At 67.2% G+C, this 15,956-nt stretch carries 15 protein-coding genes; 8 read left to right on the forward strand and 7 right to left on the reverse strand.

The window, feature by feature from the left end; translation table 11 throughout:
* Positions 1-58: 58 nt before the first annotated feature.
* The 3 genes from NBG84_RS19740 to NBG84_RS19750 all read right to left on the reverse strand — a co-directional run bounded on the left by NBG84_RS19740 (position 59) and on the right by NBG84_RS19750 (position 2,970).
* Positions 59-748: a cellulose binding domain-containing protein gene (locus NBG84_RS19740; RefSeq protein WP_250920843.1), complete on the reverse strand. Its 690-nt coding sequence runs from the start codon at positions 746-748 to the stop codon at positions 59-61.
* Positions 749-1,219: 471 nt separating this feature from the next.
* Positions 1,220-1,885, reverse strand: a complete 666-nt coding sequence (locus NBG84_RS19745) for a maltokinase N-terminal cap-like domain-containing protein (protein ID WP_250920844.1) — start codon at positions 1,883-1,885, stop codon at positions 1,220-1,222.
* A 458-nt stretch (positions 1,886-2,343) separates the two neighbouring features.
* Positions 2,344-2,970, reverse strand: coding sequence for a malonic semialdehyde reductase (locus tag NBG84_RS19750; protein WP_250920845.1), 627 nt, complete (start codon positions 2,968-2,970; stop codon positions 2,344-2,346).
* 599 nt (positions 2,971-3,569) lie between these two features.
* Here NBG84_RS19750 and NBG84_RS19755 point away from each other — a divergent pair.
* Positions 3,570-4,643: an MBL fold metallo-hydrolase gene (locus tag NBG84_RS19755; protein ID WP_250920846.1), complete on the forward strand. Its 1,074-nt coding sequence runs from the start codon at positions 3,570-3,572 to the stop codon at positions 4,641-4,643.
* 114 nt (positions 4,644-4,757) lie between these two features.
* A complete protein-coding gene (locus NBG84_RS19760; protein WP_250920847.1) occupies positions 4,758-5,303 on the forward strand; it encodes a MarR family winged helix-turn-helix transcriptional regulator in 546 nt (181 codons plus the stop codon).
* 656 nt (positions 5,304-5,959) lie between these two features.
* On the opposite strand, the gene NBG84_RS19765 is transcribed toward NBG84_RS19760, so the two are convergent.
* The 3 genes from NBG84_RS19765 to NBG84_RS19775 form a co-directional block, all read right to left on the reverse strand.
* Positions 5,960-7,042, reverse strand: a complete 1,083-nt coding sequence (locus NBG84_RS19765) for an ABC transporter permease (RefSeq protein ID WP_250920848.1) — start codon at positions 7,040-7,042, stop codon at positions 5,960-5,962.
* A gap of 161 nt (positions 7,043-7,203) precedes the next feature.
* Complete coding sequence (gene msuE / locus NBG84_RS19770; protein WP_250920849.1) at positions 7,204-7,791, reverse strand: FMN reductase; 588 nt, start codon at positions 7,789-7,791, stop codon at positions 7,204-7,206.
* Positions 7,788-8,858, reverse strand: coding sequence for an LLM class flavin-dependent oxidoreductase (locus tag NBG84_RS19775; RefSeq protein WP_250920850.1), 1,071 nt, complete (start codon positions 8,856-8,858; stop codon positions 7,788-7,790). Before NBG84_RS19775 ends, msuE begins: the two co-directional genes overlap by 4 nt.
* 156 nt (positions 8,859-9,014) lie before the next feature.
* Here NBG84_RS19775 and NBG84_RS19780 point away from each other — a divergent pair, with 156 nt between their 5' ends.
* From NBG84_RS19780 to NBG84_RS19790, 3 genes are all read left to right on the forward strand, one after another.
* Positions 9,015-9,152: a hypothetical protein gene (locus tag NBG84_RS19780; RefSeq protein WP_250920851.1), complete on the forward strand. Its 138-nt coding sequence runs from the start codon at positions 9,015-9,017 to the stop codon at positions 9,150-9,152.
* 374 nt (positions 9,153-9,526) lie between these two features.
* Positions 9,527-10,558 (forward strand): glutathione S-transferase family protein, encoded by a 1,032-nt coding sequence (locus NBG84_RS19785; RefSeq protein ID WP_250920852.1) that lies wholly within the window; start codon positions 9,527-9,529, stop codon positions 10,556-10,558.
* 309 nt (positions 10,559-10,867) lie between these two features.
* The gene (locus NBG84_RS19790) at positions 10,868-11,395 is read left to right on the forward strand and encodes a hypothetical protein (protein WP_250920853.1); all 528 of its coding nucleotides are present in this window, start codon (positions 10,868-10,870) and stop codon (positions 11,393-11,395) included.
* 421 nt (positions 11,396-11,816) lie between these two features.
* Here NBG84_RS19790 and NBG84_RS19795 read toward each other — a convergent pair whose 3' ends face one another.
* Positions 11,817-12,560, reverse strand: coding sequence for a class I SAM-dependent DNA methyltransferase (locus tag NBG84_RS19795; RefSeq protein WP_250920854.1), 744 nt, complete (start codon positions 12,558-12,560; stop codon positions 11,817-11,819).
* 281 nt (positions 12,561-12,841) lie between these two features.
* Between NBG84_RS19795 and NBG84_RS19800 the strand changes: the two genes are divergently transcribed.
* The 3 genes from NBG84_RS19800 (at position 12,842) to NBG84_RS19810 (ending at position 15,931) form a co-directional block, all read left to right on the forward strand.
* Positions 12,842-13,846, forward strand: coding sequence for a MerR family transcriptional regulator (locus tag NBG84_RS19800; RefSeq protein ID WP_250920855.1), 1,005 nt, complete (start codon positions 12,842-12,844; stop codon positions 13,844-13,846).
* Between the two features lie 200 nt (positions 13,847-14,046).
* A complete protein-coding gene (locus NBG84_RS19805) occupies positions 14,047-14,553 on the forward strand; it encodes an NUDIX hydrolase (RefSeq protein ID WP_308312088.1) in 507 nt (168 codons plus the stop codon).
* A gap of 634 nt (positions 14,554-15,187) precedes the next feature.
* Positions 15,188-15,931, forward strand: a complete 744-nt coding sequence (locus NBG84_RS19810) for an SDR family NAD(P)-dependent oxidoreductase (RefSeq protein ID WP_250920857.1) — start codon at positions 15,188-15,190, stop codon at positions 15,929-15,931.
* The last annotated feature ends 25 nt before the right edge of the window (positions 15,932-15,956 follow it).

Raw genomic sequence — 15,956 nt, forward strand, 5'->3', positions numbered from 1 at the left:
GCGGCCCGCTCCGACCACCCGACAGCGCTGAGAGCCGGGGCCGTTCGGAGCGACCCCGCTATCCCGGGAGGGGAAGCACCAGTGGGGCGCTGTACGCGGAGGTGTTCCCTGCCGCGTCCTTGGCCCGGACCCGGAAGACGTGGGCGGTCGCCGGCTGGAGCCCCGTCACCAGCTGCGAGGTAACCCCGAAGGTGCTGCCGGCGGGCAGGCCGTCCCGAGTGATCTCGTACGTCAGAGTGGTGTCCCGGTCGTCCGCCGAAGCGGACCAGGCCAGCAGGAGCGAGGTGCCCGTGAACTCGACAATGCGCACGCCCTGCGGAACGGTCGGTGCGGTGGTATCGCCAGGCAGGTTGCAGATGCCCTGGTTGAGGGTGCAGTTGCGGGGCAGGGAGGCGCCCTGTGCCACCCAACCGAAGGTCACTGACGCACCGGGCGCGATGGTGCCGTTGTAGCTCTGGTTGCTGAAGGAGTACCAGTTGCCGTTCCGGGTGCCTACGGAGTCCCACTGGGTGGTGATGACGGTGTCCGCGGGCAGGGTCAGTGAGACGGTCCAACTGGTGAGTGTGTGGCTACCCACATTGGTGATCGTGAAGGCGCCCTGGTAGCCGCCCTCCCACGAGGTCGCCTGCCGGAACTCGGCAACGGCCGGTATCGGCGACCGCGCGGTCGCCGGCGGCGCGAACAACAGGGCGAGGGCCCCGAGGACAGTCGCAAGGGTGAGGACCGACGACGCTGTTCGTCTTCGCATGTGCTGTCTCCTCGCAAACGGGACGGCCCGTACGGCCTACGTGACCATCTTTGGTCTATACCAAACGTGCTGGCCTATGGCCTACCGCTCCGACGTCAGAGGCGTCAAGAAGGAATGCAGCAGTCCGCCTCGCCTGACCAGACCCTCGGCAGTCCATATCCACACGTAAGCCGGCCAACAGGTGCCGCGGCCACCCGGTGTCCACGCGCACATCATCAAGGTCGCCCTCGCTCGTCGGGCCTCTACTGCCGAGCACGGGGGCACGCGTGGGGTGGTGACACGTCCACCCACATCGAGGAGTGCGGCGACCTGACACGTGCAGCACCGACGGAGCGACGGTGTCGCACGACTCTTCCGCGCGGTCAGCAACTACAGAAGCAACTACAGACGTGTCAGCGGTGTGTGGCGGCCGAGGGGCCGGGGACCGCGGCTATCGGGTCGCGGGCGGATGTAGCGAATCGCGGGACAACCCTATGTCGGGGAGCTGGTGTGCAACACGGCGAACAGCCCACGGGCGCGACTGCCGTCAGGCATGATCCAAGATCCTGTGACGCCGCCGGTCGCTTCCGGTGCGAGAAGCGGCGGGCCGCCTTGGACGGGCCTCAGGACCCGTTGCACGCGGAGGGTACGGCCAAGTGGTGCGGACAGTTCGGTGCTCTCTCGGTTGTCAACGACAGGGGTGGTGAAGTCCATGGAGTTGGGGCCTTCGCCGGTGTGGTGGCAGATGATCTCGCGATCGGGCCTGTCACTGATGTTCTGGTCCTGGGCCAGGGCCCGGCCCTCGATCAGAGCGAGCAACTGAGTCGGCAACACCGGGTCGTGGCAACCGTCATAGGCCCAACGCGGCCCCAGCACCCCGTGCTCCATGGTGCCGACGAGGGCGTTCTCCGCTCCTTCCAGTGGGGCACCTCGATAGGTGAGCGGCACCAGATAGGCGGTCTGGTCAGGGCCGGAGGTGTCGGTTACCACGATGAACTCGATCCCCACCTCGCCTTGCGGGTCGTCCAACCGGAAGCCGCCCGCCTTGGCCAACTCCGGTACGCCCGTCTCACCGCGGTACCACGGACGGGAAGGCAGCCAGTTGGCGAGCAGTTCCAGCTTGGTCGGCTTGAGGTCGGTGTGGTGGATGACAGCCATGCTGAAGGCTCATTTCCGTTGAGGGGTACGAACCTCTACACCTTCCCATCCGCGTGGGGCAGAGCGTCCCCCTGGCCACAAGATCCATAGCGCCAGGTCTTGATCTGCTGGTCGCCGCGCTCCGTGGTGTCGCGCTGTGTGGACCAGTGAGGGTCGCAGGCGACGGTCCGGCCGCCGGTGAACCGGCCGCGGCCCGGTGGCAGCCAGGCCCCGGTAGATCCGCGGTACTCACTTCGCGGGCGCGGTTCTGCCGAGCCAGCCGGACGACAGACGAGCAGGGCGGAGAAGCGGACCCGGTCTGTTACGAGTCGTGAATCTCGGCGGCGGCCTCCGTTGGAGCGCTGGGGTGACCATGGCCAGCTCCGGACACGCACGCCAGGAAGTACGGAGGGGTGCGAGAGGGGCCGCCGCCGCGCGGGCCCCGGAAAGTGTGCATCGCGGCGGCGGCCCGTGCGGGCTCACAGGCAGCTGACGGCTTCCTCGTAGTCGAGGCGGGGCAGCCGCTCGAACCAGGGGTTGTCACCGGGCTTACCGATGTTGACCACCAGGAACGACCTCAGACGGCCGTCGGGGAAGAACTCCTTGTCCACGCCTTCCGAGTCGAATCCGCCGAGCGGACCGGCCGCCAGACCAGCGGCCCGAACCGAGAGCAGGAAGTAACCGGCTTGCAGGGCGGAGTTGAACCGTGCGTGCTCCTGGTGTCCCACCGGGTCCGCTTCGAGGGCCTCCTTCAACTCGGGCATGAAGGGCAACAGGCGCGGGATGTGCTCGCTGTACTGAGTGTCGTAGGCGAGCACCGCTATGACGGGCGCTGAGGTGCTCTTGGCACGGTTACCCTCCGCGAGATGCGGGATCAGCCGCTCCTGCGCGTGCCCGGTGCGCAGGAAGAGCACCCGCATCGGGTTGGTGTTGGCCGAGGTCGGCGGCCACTTGGCCAGTTCCCAGATGGCCCGGAGGGTTTCGTCGGGGACGGGCTCGTCGGTGAATGAGTTCGCGGTACGCGCGCCGGTGAACAGCAGACGTCGCGCTTCGGCCGCAAGGACGAGGTGATCCTCGTACAGGTCGGGCGTCGGTGGTGTGTTCATCGTGAGGGATTCCTTTGCCGATGGCTTCTGCGAGGGGGGATTCCCGGGCTACTTCCGGGTGTGTGGCCCCGAGACGGTGATCAGGCAGCCAACGATGAGAGCCAGCCCGTGATGCCGGGCCGGATCGCTCGTCGAGGAGCTGGTGAAACCTGCATATAGTTCGTTCTGCAACGAATCATACAGGCCCTTGAGTGTCGCGCGACCCAGCCCGCCCCGGGGGGTCGCACCTCCCGGACGTACCGGTTGACCCTCACTCCAGAAGATGCTTATATTTCGTTGCAGAACGAACTATATAGGGACTGTGCGCACGTGGCTGGGCCACAGCCCACGCCTGGTGGGCCTTCGCCCGTCACCTGGAGTGCGTCCGGTTTGGAGAGTTGATCACCGCGGTGGTCGAGGGTTCGGCTCCCCCGCGGAGGCCACACAGCCCCGGTGCGTCGGCCCTCGCCGTCACGGCCGCGGTGGGCCGGGAGAAAGGCCCGGAAGCACTCGCACCACCTGCGCGGCGATCCACTCCCACCCCGCGAAAACAACACAGCACACAGCACACAACACACCAGCAGCACAATCACGAGCGTCACTGGCGTCAAGGAGATCGCATGATGAATGACCAGCCCAAGCCCGGTACCCCCACCGACCGGCATCAACTCGGCGCGGCCGGTATGCCGCTGAACACACTTGCCGACTACCGTCCCATCCCGGCGGACGGCTACGGTGCGCTCTTCCTGCCTGACCGGCTGGCGAAGGGCTACCACGTCGAGGAGATCAACGACGGCGCCTACTACGTCACCTCAGGCGCCTACGACACCATGTTCGTCACCACGGGCAACGGTGTCGTCGTGGTCGACGCGCCTCCCCTGCTCGGTGAGAACCTCAACCGCGCCATCGCGGAAGTCACCGACGAACCCGTCACCCATCTCATCTACAGCCACTGGCACTCCGACCACATCGGCGCCGCAGGGATCTTCGCCGGCAACAAGGACCTCAAGGTCATCGCGCACGACTACACCCGCGAGATGATCCAGCGCTGGCCCGACCTCGGTGGTGAGCGTGGACTGCCCCTCCCCACCGACACCATCACCGAGAGCGACACCCTGGATGTCAACGGTGTCCGCTTCAACCTGGACTACCACGGTGTGAACCACACCCCGGGCAACATCTTCATCTACGCGCCCCAGCAGAAGGCCCTCGCGGCGATCGACATCATCAGTCCCGGATGGTCCGCGTTCAAGCACTGCGACGCCTCCGAGAACATCCGCGGCTGGGCCGAGGCCCACGACTGGATCCTCCAATACGACTTCAAGGGCGTCGTCTCCGGCCACGTCAACCGCTACGGCACCCCCGAGGACGCCAAGGCCTCCCGCGACTACACCAACGACATCGTCGAGTTCTCCAAGGAAGCCCTCGACCACGGACAGGAGTTCGAGTACATCGAGAAGATCGGCTTCTCCAACGCCTGGGTGCTGTGGGAGAACTACTTCAACGAGATGACCAACTACGTCACCAAGAAGACCCTGGAAAAGGTCACCGACAACGGCCAGACCTGGGCCCAGCGCCTCGCCGGAGCCGACGTCATGACCAAGTACCACGCCTACTCCGTCCTCGAAGCCCTCCGCCTCGAATACGGCATGGTCTCCGGCTTCGAAAAGCTCATCATCCCGTCCGGCGAGTAACCTCCACCCGCAACACAACGGGAACAGGCCCGACAGAGACCCCTCTGCCGGGCCCGCCCCACACCCGAACGGATCAGATATAATTCGTTGTGAAACAAACTTTCTGGAGATGTCATGAGCCTGAACACAGTGAACGAGGTGCATGAGACCGGGGTCCCGCACAGTGACGGAACGCGCCAGGAACTGCCCAGGGAGAATTTCCCTTCGCGCCCGCTGAACCGCACCGAGCGGGCAGCCTGGCTCGGGCTCCTCTCCACCCATCTCAAGCTGCTACGCACCCTCGACACCGAGCTGGTCGCCGCCGAACGCCTCCCCATGTCATCTTTCGAGGTGCTCCTCACACTCGCGGAATCGCCTGGGGGCCATCTGCGGATGAAGGACATCGCCGCATCCCTCCTGATCAGCCGCAGCGGACTCACCCGCATCGTGGACGACCTCGAACGACAGGGTTTCGTCGAGCGGCGGAAGTGCTCCTCCGACGCCCGCGGCTTTGACGCCGTGCTCACGGAAACCGGCAAGAAGGCATACCGCCGCGCCCGCAAGGTCCATCTCACCGGCCTCCGGCGCGAGTTCCTCGACAAGCTCAGCGAAGAGCAACTGACCGCGCTGAGCGAGATCTGGCAAACGGTCGGATTCAGCGAGACCGCTGACACCTGCTGACCGACCACACCACACCACACCGACGAGCGTCTTCTTCGCGGCCCACCACGGCGGCCATCTGCTCATGGAGGGCTTCAGTGGCTTCGGACACCATGTGCGGTGCGGTGTGTTTCGGTGTGTCTCCGACGCCTGCGGCCGAGGGGCACAGCGATCTTGTTCGCTCGACCATCCTTGCCGACCGCTTGGGGATGGGCCTCATGGGCATCCCGGACCATCCCTCTCGACCTGCGTTTCTCGACCTGCGTTTCTCGACACCGGCACCCGGCCGTCGCATCTGGGCGGCACGGGCCGAGCGGGTCACTCTGTTTCCACAGGTCGCGAATCTGCCGGTGGAGGCCCTGGAAGCCCAAGTGAACCAGGTGCCCGCCGTCAAGGCATGCGTCCAAGACCCGCTGGAACACGGCCAGGAGCCCTCCGCCGAAGACCTGTTTCCGCCTTGGTTCCGCCCCGGCCAGCCCATCCAGGGCAACAGCCAGCTGAGCCGGTGCCGGACCTCGCCAAGGTCCCCGGCCGCATCCTCACTTCCCGCTTCGAGCACAGGGAAGGAGAACGCGTCGAGCCCCTGGACCCCGCGACGGCCGCCCCACCCACAAGGTGCATCACACGAGAGGACCCCCGGCCGCCAGTGGCCGGGGGTCCTCTTCGTCCTCATCACCTCACGGCCGCTTGCCGCCTGCCCCCTGGACGAGCGTTGAGCGACGGGCCCGGCCGCGGGCGCGTTCCAGGAGAAGCAATCCGCCCACACCCGCGGCGATCCAGGCGGTCAGGACGGTGACACCGCTGAGAACACCCTCACCGTGGAAGTAGGCAAGACCGTTGACCGCCCGAACCCCGACACCGACAGGCAGTACGGAGGAGAAGGGTTCCAGCCAGGACGGTAGGAACTCGGCGGGGAGACTACCGCCGCTGGTCGCGTTGCCGACGGTCATAAAGACCACGGCGGCCGCGCTCGACCCCATCACCCCCAACGCTCTCACCAGGAACATGGTCGACGCGCTCACCGCCAGCGCAACAAGCGCCACCAGACCCGCGACCCCGAAGAAGGGTGCCGGAAGAGCACCGAACGCGGAGACCACCGACGCCACCGCCAAGCCACCCGCGACGCCGAACGCAGCCAGCCCGACCAGTCGCCGCGCCATCGACACCCCCGGGGCGAGCTGATACGTCATGATTCCGAACAGATACCCGGCCAGCACCAGCCCGAAGGTCGTGTAGAAGACCGCGAGCCCGCGCGTGTCCTGCGGTGACGCCGGAAGGATGTCGACCGCCTCCACGCTCTGGCCGCCCTCATGTGCCACCTCGCCCAACTCGTCCAACAGCAATGCGGTGACGGACGGCCCGTGCGCCCCCGCGTAGAGCAGCGTCACAGCGCCGCCCTCAGGGATGTACGCCGCGAACACCTCGCCGTGCTGCACGGCCGAGCGCGCCGCCTGCGCGTCCTCCACGGCCCGGACGCTGAAGGTGTCGGACGGCCGCTCGGGAAGGCGGTCCTGGACCCCCGCGGCCTGGGCGGCGCTGCCCACGACGGCCACGGGTAGGTCGCGGGCAACCGGGGCGTGGAAGGCGGAGAGGTAGACGCTGATGAAAATGGCGCCGACCGCCACCGCGACGACCACCGGCAGCACCAGCGACCGCACGGCGGCTGCCACCCGGCGCGCGGGATCGTCGTTGGGACGGGGTGCCACAGCGGCGGCGTGAGCCTCCTCGGCACGAACAGAGCTGGGCAATGTATCGGGCATGGTCCTTTTCCTCACTGGTGACGACCGAGTGCGCCAAGCGCCCTTCCGGTCGCCTCAAGAGTGGGCTGCCCTCGCACGGCTCGGGCCACTGAAAACCCCCATATATTTCGTTGCACAACGAACTATATGGGGGTTGCGGGGGCTGGTCAACCGCGGTGGGGTCAGACCGGGACAGCGTTGTGCGACCTGATGTTGGCCAGAGCCCGGGCCACCGGCACCACGTCCGCGACGGCCATCTCGACCCGCTCGTACACCTCCGGATTGAGAATGGTGGTGCCGTCGAAGTCGCCGGAGCTGAGATAGATCCCCGCCGGGGCTGTCCACGCCTGGAGGAACCCGAACAGCGGGCGCATGGCGTGCTCGATCACCAGGGCATGTCGATCACTGCCGCCCGTCGCGGCCAGCAGAACGGGCTTCGCGGCCAGTCCATACTGATCGACCAGGTCGAAGAAGTGCTTGAACAGCCCGGTGTACGAACCCCGGAATACCGGGGTCGCCGCGATCACCAGATCGGCGCCCTCGACAGCGCGCAGCGCGTCCTCGACATCGGCGCCGGCCTGCTCGCGCTCGGCCGCGCCGGTGAACGCCGGGCCCAGCGTGTGCAGCTCGATGAGCCGGGTCTCGGTCGCAGTACGCGCGGCCAGCGTTTGGAGCACGAGCTCCACCAGCGCCGTCGTCTTGGACGGGGCGCGGACGCTGCCCACCACGGCCACGACACGTAGCGGCTCGGCGGAGAGTGCGGAGGTCACGCGGACACCTCCGCCCCGGAGAGGCGCAGTGAGTCGATCTCCTTGCGGACCACCGGCGCCACCTCGGCGCCGAGTAGTTCGATGGCCTTGAGCGCTTCGCGCTGGGGCACGTTGCCGAAGCCGAGCTGGATCATCATCCGGTCGTGGCGGAAGAGCTCGTACTGCGCCATGATCTTGTCGATGACCTCCTGGGGGCTGCCGAGGAAGAAGGCGCCCGCCGCCGTGGCCTGGGCCTCGTAAGCGATCCTCGGCATGGGAACCCCCTGGCCGCGCTGGTGGTGGTTGGCCATCCAGCCGGCCTGGAAGTAGGGGTGCGAAACCTCAATGGCCTCTTGACGGGTCGGCGCGACGAAGCCCGGCGAGTTGATCGACACCTTGAGCGACGCCGGGTCGTGCCCGGCCTCGGCAGCCGCCTGTCGATACAGCTCGACGAAGGGCGCGAACTGACGGTAACTGCCGCCGATGATCGCCAGTGACAGCGGAAGCCCCAGCCGCCCGGCACGGACCACGGAGGCCGGCGTACCGCCGACCGCGACCCACACCGGAAGCTCACGGTCGGGCCTCGGGGTGATGTCGCCGTTCACCAGGGCCGGCCGCAGCGAGCCCTGCCAGGAGATCGGGTTCTCCTCTCGCAGTTTGAGGAGGAGATCCAGCTTCTGCGCGAACAGTTCCGCGTAGTCGTTCAGGTCGTAGCCGAAGACCGGGAAGGACTCAATGTACGAGCCGCGACCGGCAATGATCTCCGCCCGGCCGCCGGAGAGCAGGTCAAGGGTGGCGAACTGCTGGAACACTCGTACCGGGTCGTCGGAACTGAGCACGGTCACCGCACTGGACAAGGCGATCGAGCGGGTGTTCTCAGCCATCGCGGCCAGGAGCACCGCGGGGGTGGACACCGCGAAGTCCGTGCGGTGATGCTCACCGACCGCGAAGACGTCCAGCCCTGCTTCGTCGGCCGCCTTCGCCTGCTCCACCAGCTCCCGCAGCCGCACACCCGGGGCGGGAGGCTGCTGGGTGATCGGGTCGGGCGTCAGCTCACCGAAATGGTAGATGCCGAGTTCAAAAGCCATGAGGGATCTCTCCGCGAGTCGTTTCATTCGTTGCGCAACGAACAACATGGGCGAGGAATGGCCTATTCCGACCGCCAGAATCGAGCTACCGCCGACGACCGCACACCCCAGTCCGCACTGAGGCGTCAGGATGGCGGCCCCAGAAGGAGCTGACCGATGCCACTCCCCCGGGCCGAGCACACTCCCGTGCCCACATGGCATCCCACCGACTCCACCGACTCCACCGACTCCACCGACGCACCGACGCACCGACGCACTACAGACAGAAACAACCAGATCACCCGAGCGCGATGAGCACCCAGCGGAATCGAAGTTGCCACTTCCGCTCCAGGCTCCGAACCAAACGGTGTGGCACTTCCGCCACCACCCTGGGAGCCTGGATTCGGGCACGGAGGGCAGTGCCATGCACGTACGGTTCAACTGCGGAGGTCCACCCCTCGCAGGGCTTGCCGCCTCCGGGCGGGCTTGCGGCGACCCTCCACCGTCGGCGGGCCGAGCCCCTGCGTGGCGATACCACCCAGGGATGTTTTGTTGAATGATGAACTATATGGTTCTCTGGCAGTGGCATCCCTCTACCGTCCGGCTATTCGGGCAGGGGTAGGGATACCAGCTCAGTGTGAGGAGCTCCGCCCGGGTGCGGAGCCGCGTTCATCGGGAAAGAGGGCGTGATGGGCACCACCGGCCAGGACAACAACGACAACGAGGGCAAGGGCGGCAAGGACGAGTTCAAGCGGTCCGCGAGCCACTTCGCGGATCGAATCACAGCGGATGGCCGGGACGGCTGGCCCGTGGCGGCCGACCGCTACCGGCTGGTCGTCAGCCGCGCCTGCCCCTGGGCGAATCGCGCGCTGATCTCCCGCCGGCTGCTCGGCCTCGAAGAGGCGATCTCGCTGGCCGTCACCGACCCCATCCAGGATGAGCGAAGCTGGCGGTTCACCCTCGACCCCGGCGGCGTCGATCCCGTCCTCGACATAGCCTTCCTCAGCGAGGCGTACGACGCCCGCGAGCAGGGCTACCCCGGCGGGGTCAGTGTGCCGGCCATCGTGGATGTCCCCAGCGGCAAGCTGGTCACCAATGACTTCCAACGCATCACCCTGGACTTCGCGACCGAGTGGACCGCGCTGCACCGCGACGGCGCACCCGACCTCTACCCCGAGGCGCACCGCGAGGAGATCGACGACGTCGCGGAATCCATCTACCGAGACGTCAACAACGGTGTGTACAAAGCCGGTTTCGCCGTCCATCAGGAAACCTACGACACCACCGTGGAGCGGCTGTTCGCGCGCCTGGACCAGGTGTCGGAGCGGCTGTCGAACCGCCGCTATCTGGTCGGCGACACCATCACCGAGGCCGACATCCGCTTCTTCACCACACTGGTCCGCTTCGACACGGTGTACCACGGTCACTTCAAGTGCAACCGCAACAAGCTCAGCGAGGACCCGGTGCTGTGGGCCTACGCCCGCGACCTGTTCCAGACGCCGGGCTTCGGCGACACCGTCGACTTCGACCACATCACCCGGCACTACCACCAGGTCCACACCAACATCAACCCCACGGCGATCGTGCCCATCGGCCCGGATCTGTCCTCCTGGCTGACGCCTCACCACCGCGAGCAGCTCGGTGGCCGGCCCTTCGGCGAGGCCACCGCCCCCGGCCCCGTACCCGCCGCCGAGACGGTCCCACCGGCCGGACGCGCCTGACGGACACGGGCAGCGACGGCCCTCGGCCCGGCCCGTTCTCCTGAGAGGTCAGTGGGAACGACAGCACAACCACGGCACCGTGGACGATGGGACCTGAGCCGTATCCAAACCCGGAGGAGCAACCAGTCCCATCGTCCCCGCGGTGGCCGGGCCATGACCGAACGGAAGGCGAGCTTCGCCCCGTAGGGCCCCTGTCGGGCGTCCCTACCCGTTCGGGCCCTGGCCCGAGAGCCAGGTCCCACATCAGAAGCACCTCCTCACGGACAAGCGGTCTTTCCCACCCCTGGACGGGTGGTGGAGGATCCACCTATGAATCAGCAACCGATGAACGAGGTCCCACCGGCCGATGCGGCCACCGGCTACCGGGAAGCGCTCCGGGAGCGGCTGGCGGCCGACGGGTGTGAGGTGAGCACAACCGCCTGGAACGACCATCAGGTCGTGCTCGGTAGCAGGTCGGACCGGAAGGCGCGTTGGTTAGGCACCAAGTCAGAGCTCTTCGTCTTCGCGGCAACCATCCCCGAGGTCGACGCCGGCTCCCTCGACGAGTTCACCAGATGGGCCATGGCCTACGCCAAACACCTGCGTACCGGCCTGTCCGGCGCCCGCAACGCGGCGATGGTACTGCCGGCCCTGATCAGCGGCAGGGTCCAGCCGACCGCGTCGAGCTGGGCTGCCGCGGACGCCCGGCTGCTCGGGACGGATCTGATCGGCCGGCCCATCACGGTGGAGGCGATCGCCCCGGGGTCCACCCGGGTCACCTTGTACGAGGGACGAGTCCTCTACGGCGGCATGTTCACACGGCATGTCCTGGAGAAGGCGTCGTTGTACTTCCCCTGAGACGGTCGAGTCGGCGCGCCAGACGGAGTGAGCTCCCCCAACCGCCCACTCGGGTAACTGCTTTGAGCTACCCGGCAATCCGCCCCGGAGTGGGATTCTCCGTTGATGGTCAGGAGTTCCGCATCGCCTCGTTCGACGTCATGGCCCGCGTTGGGTTGTCGAACGAGGCCTTCGTCATCCACTGGGCTGAAGCGCGCCTTCACCTCCCCGGCCCATCGCCTCAGCCCTCCTGGGGATGCCACCGCCCGGCGGAAGGTGAACTCCCGTTCGCGGGGCGGAAGGCATGTTCACTTCGCCTGTCAACCGTCGGCACACACACTCAGCCCCGTAGTCCATGGTTCGTCGCCCCCGTCAACATGGAGATGAGCTGTTCTCGGGAGCCGTTCTCGGGTAGCTGGCGCTGTACCTCGGGGAACGCCTGTCAGGTCGGGCCGTCCGCCCGTTCGTAAACGCTGATGTGGCGCCAGCTCGCAGCGGTGTACGGCTCGCCGTTCCAACCACCGAGCCGTTCGCGAAGTCGGAGTCCGGCGATGCGGGCCATCAGGTCGAACTCGGGTGGGTGCGCCATGCGCAGCCTGATGGGCGCGAGCCTGATACCGCTGCTGCTGATGCGGATGTGATTCAGATCAAGGACCTGGGTGAGCGGGTCGTACCTGCCGGCATCGAGGTCGACGTGGTCGACGCCGACCTGCTCGGTGTCGAGGTACTGATGGCCGGGGCGTGCGGACGCGGTGGGGATGCGGCATTCGAGGACGAACACACCGTCGTCCGCGAGATGACCGGCCGCGTTCTGGAAGCAGCGGACCTGACCGTCCTGGGTGAGCAGGTTGCCGATCGTGTTGAAGACCAGGTAGACCAGTCCGTAGGTGCGGCCGGTGGTGACGCGGGACATATCACCCATGGTCACGGCGACTTGGTCGCCACCTGGTTTCTCGCGCATCCGATCGACCATGTCCTGCGACAGTTCGATACCGTCCACCCGCACCCCCGCCCGCACCAGGGACAGGGCGACCCGACCAGTGCCCACCGCGAACTCGAGGGCGTTCCGTCGCCCGGCAAGCTTGGCCAGGAACTCGACCGTCTCGGCCTCATCACCGCGTGGAACGTCGTCGTACTGCTGGGACACCTCGTATCCGAAGCTCGTCCTGGGATCAAACCCCTCCACGTGAGGCTCCTCTCGTGATCAGCCGAATCGCTCGACCGAGCCTGATGAAAGCTCGTGTGTCCGGGCCGGACGCTACCGCCGAAGCCATCTGCACCGCCACGAATTTAGAACGCCGTCGGATCCGGCGACAGGGGCACGTGCCCATGATCTGGGAGTGGAGGAACCATCCCCACACCGCGGGGGAGGTGGAGGTATGGCCGGCCCCTGGAGCGTCGGCGGGCACAATCGAGGAGGCGAAGGGCATCGTGGCGCTCGGAGCGGTCCAGGAGGAGTGATAGGCAGTGTTGATCGGTGATGTGGCACGACTGTCCGGGGTCAGCGCCCGGATGCTCAGGCATTACGAGTCGCTCGGCCTGGTGCGGCCGACGGGGCGTACCGACGGTGGCTATCGAAAGTACTCCCGCGACGACATCCGGCGAATCTTCCATGTCGAGAGCCTGCGGTCGTTGGGGCTGTCGCTGCGTGAAGTCAGCCGCGCACTCGATGACCCCGGCTTCACGCCGTCCGATCTCGTCGACGACCTCATCCGCCAGACGCGAGAACGCATCACGGCTGAGACGGAGTTGCTCACGCGACTGCGTCGGATCGGCGCCGCCGAACCGGCTGGCTGGAAGGACGTCCTGCAGATCATCGCACTCCTCCAGGCATTGGGGTCAAAGAGCGCCGGAACGCGTCAGCGCGCGGCCCTGTCCTCAGTCGAGGAGGCTCCGGTGCCGGTGGAGGCTCTGGTCGAGGCAGCGTTGAGCGAGAGTGACCCGAACGTCGCTGGAGCCCTTCGATGGGCTCTGGCGCAGTTGGGCGATGGCGGATTGACGCTCCTGGCGGAAGGCCTCCGCTCACCAGTGGCCGAGGTACGCAAACGTGCCGTCCAGTCCATCGCGGAGATTGCGGACGGTGAGGCAACCGCGCTGCTGCAGAACGCCCTCGCCAACCCCGACATCGTGGTCCGCAGGTACGCGGCACTGGCACTCGGGGCACGTGGAGTGGCCGACGCGATCCCGACACTCATCGATATGGTCGTCGAGGAGACGAGCGACGTCGATGCGGCCGACGCACTGAGCGCGCTGGCCAGTCGTCCCGCGTTGGCGGATCAGATCGCGGCCAGGCTCGTGGACTGCCTCGCGCACAGCGGCGTCGAAGCGTCCGCCCGTCGACGGCTGACCCAGGCCCTCGCGGATATCCCGGGAGTCACCACGTCACGTGCCCTCGCTGAGCTTTCACATGACGAGGACCGTACCGTTGCGCTGACGGCGGCCTACATCCTGAGGATGCGCGACGCACGGTAGCGGAGATCTCCCGGACGCCGGGTGCGCCTGGGGCCGGTTGTCGCTGTCGATCCGGCCAGGTGGGCAGCGTGGGGCAGTACCCGAACAGCGGGCGGACGGAGACCGGCGAGCGGACGGTGGCACGGGCGCGCTGTCGGTATCGTCGTCCAGGATGAGGAGCCCCATGCCGAGGCTGGTGTCGTTGGGAGAGAAGCGTCGTGGTGCCGAGAAGGTCAGGAACCATTGTCTCAGCCATAGTTGAGCAGGACGGCTGCTTGCTGATGGTTCGCGAGCGTCTCCCGGGAGAGCCGGAACAGTGGGTTCTCCCCGGCGGTGTGGCCGAGCCGGGGGAACTCGTGCACCAGGCCCTCGTCAGGGAGGTCCATGAGGAGACCGGGCTGTTCCTGGCTGGACCGACAAGTCTGGCCTGTGTCTCCCAGCACGTAGTCACCGGCGATCCCGGCTGGGACGGCACCTGGAGCGTTTTCACCTTCCGCGCGGAGGGGCCGACCGGGACGCTGGGCCCGCTGGACCCCGATGAGCTGGTGCTGGAAGCCGCCTGGGTCCCGATCGCCGATGCGATGGCCCGCTTGGCCGCGCATCCGTCCCGCCGACGCAAGGAGCCGCTTCTCTCCTGTCTGAACGGCACCTCACCGCCCGGCACTCTCTGGCTCTGGCCTGGCGGACCGGAAGGTCCACCCGTCGTAGTCCCCGCATTTGCCCACTGAGGGAAGAACCCGAGGGCAGTCGGCTTCCTTCCCTTCCCCTCTCAACTCGTCCCGGGCACCTGCCCACCGTGTCTGACCGCGGGGCCCAGCCGTTGAGTGGTCGTGCGCCCGTCAGCCACCTCAGGTCCTCCAAGCCCCTGCCGACTCGGTCGTTGGAGCGCCGCAGCGAGATGTGCCCCTGCGTCGTGCGGTCTTTCGCCCGCATCGTGCTCGCGGGCAAGTCAGCCACCCGTGGTGCGGTGTGGAGGACCGGGCGATCTCTCGTCGAACCGGCGTCCCTGCTTGATTCATGGCCGGGCTTGGCCGGCGCGACGGCTGGTTCGTGCTCTTGTGGTCGGCTTTGCTCACCGTCATGGTCAACGCGGAGGACCCTCAGCGCGACAGAGCGGTTGGATTCGTTCGCCGCGAACCGGAGACCCATCACCGCCGGTGTGGGGCTGGATCCTTGGGGTCGTGGCAGGAGTGTGGAGTCAGCAGCAGGTGGAGGTGTCCGCTCTGCCGAGGCATGGGTGCGTCAGGTCGCGGTGTCCGTCCCCTTCGCGACCCCAACGCGACGTCGGATTGTTGCCAGATTCCTCGCTGGCGACGCGACAGCATCGATCTGTCCACGAACGCGACAAGGAGAGCGGCGAAGATGACTGCAGGGCTAGACGGCAAGGTGGCATTCGTGACGGGTGGAAGCCGCGGCATTGGCGAGGCGGTGGCTCTCAGGTTGGCCGAGGACGGGGCCGACGTCGCGCTGACCTACCGCAACAGCCCCGTGCGCGCGGCGGATGTGGTCGATCGGATCAAGGCACTGGGCCGCCGGGCCTGGGCCGTACAGGCTGACAGTGCGGACCCGGTGGCGGTACGCGCAGCCGTGGGCCAGGCCGCTGCGGAGTTCGGGCGCCTCGACATAGTGGTCAACAACGCGGGGATCGGTGTGTTCGGTCCCGTCGAGGACCTGTCGCTGGAGGACATCGACCGCGTACTCAACATCAATGTGCGGGCACCGCTGGTCGTGGCCCAGGCGGCGGTCCAGCACATGGTGGCGGGTGGCAGGATCATCAACATCGGGAGTTGCATGGCCGAACGGGTCGCGTTTCCCGGAGGTTCCCTCTACTCGACGAGCAAGACCGCACTGACCGGGCTGACCAGAGCGCTCGCCCGTGAGCTGGGCCCGAGGGGTATCACAGCCAATCTGGTCCATCCTGGGCCGACGGAGACAGAGATGAACCCCGCCGAGGGGCCGGCCGCCGATATGCAGAAGGGCCTCACCGCGCTCGGTCACTACGGGCAGCCGTCGGACGTCGCCGCGACCGTGGCCCACCTCGCGGGTGAGAGCGGCCGGTACATCACCGGAGCCACCATCGCTGTGGACGGCGGTTTCGCAGCGTAGTAGACCCCAGGTGGTCGGCGGCGAA

Origin of the sequence: Streptomyces albipurpureus (assembly GCF_023701525.1) — a bacterium.
In the GTDB taxonomy this organism is placed as follows: Bacteria; Actinomycetota; Actinomycetes; order Streptomycetales; family Streptomycetaceae; genus Streptomyces; species Streptomyces albipurpureus.

What these genes read in the sequence shown, in the direction of transcription:
- NBG84_RS19745 (WP_250920844.1), bottom strand. Translation starts at nt 1,885, where the DNA reads ATGGCTGTCATCCACCACACCGACCTCAAGCCGACCAAGCTGGAACTG.
- NBG84_RS19780 (WP_250920851.1), top strand. Translation starts at nt 9,015, where the DNA reads ATGCCACTCCCCCGGGCCGAGCACACTCCCGTGCCCACATGGCATCCC.
- NBG84_RS19760 (WP_250920847.1), top strand. Translation starts at nt 4,758, where the DNA reads ATGAGCCTGAACACAGTGAACGAGGTGCATGAGACCGGGGTCCCGCAC.
- NBG84_RS19775 (WP_250920850.1), bottom strand. Translation starts at nt 8,858, where the DNA reads ATGGCTTTTGAACTCGGCATCTACCATTTCGGTGAGCTGACGCCCGAC.
- NBG84_RS19765 (WP_250920848.1), bottom strand. Translation starts at nt 7,042, where the DNA reads ATGCCCGATACATTGCCCAGCTCTGTTCGTGCCGAGGAGGCTCACGCC.
- NBG84_RS19785 (WP_250920852.1), top strand. Translation starts at nt 9,527, where the DNA reads ATGGGCACCACCGGCCAGGACAACAACGACAACGAGGGCAAGGGCGGC.
- NBG84_RS19740 (WP_250920843.1), bottom strand. Translation starts at nt 748, where the DNA reads ATGCGAAGACGAACAGCGTCGTCGGTCCTCACCCTTGCGACTGTCCTC.
- NBG84_RS19790 (WP_250920853.1), top strand. Translation starts at nt 10,868, where the DNA reads ATGAATCAGCAACCGATGAACGAGGTCCCACCGGCCGATGCGGCCACC.
- NBG84_RS19755 (WP_250920846.1), top strand. Translation starts at nt 3,570, where the DNA reads ATGATGAATGACCAGCCCAAGCCCGGTACCCCCACCGACCGGCATCAA.
- NBG84_RS19750 (WP_250920845.1), bottom strand. Translation starts at nt 2,970, where the DNA reads ATGAACACACCACCGACGCCCGACCTGTACGAGGATCACCTCGTCCTT.
- NBG84_RS19810 (WP_250920857.1), top strand. Translation starts at nt 15,188, where the DNA reads ATGACTGCAGGGCTAGACGGCAAGGTGGCATTCGTGACGGGTGGAAGC.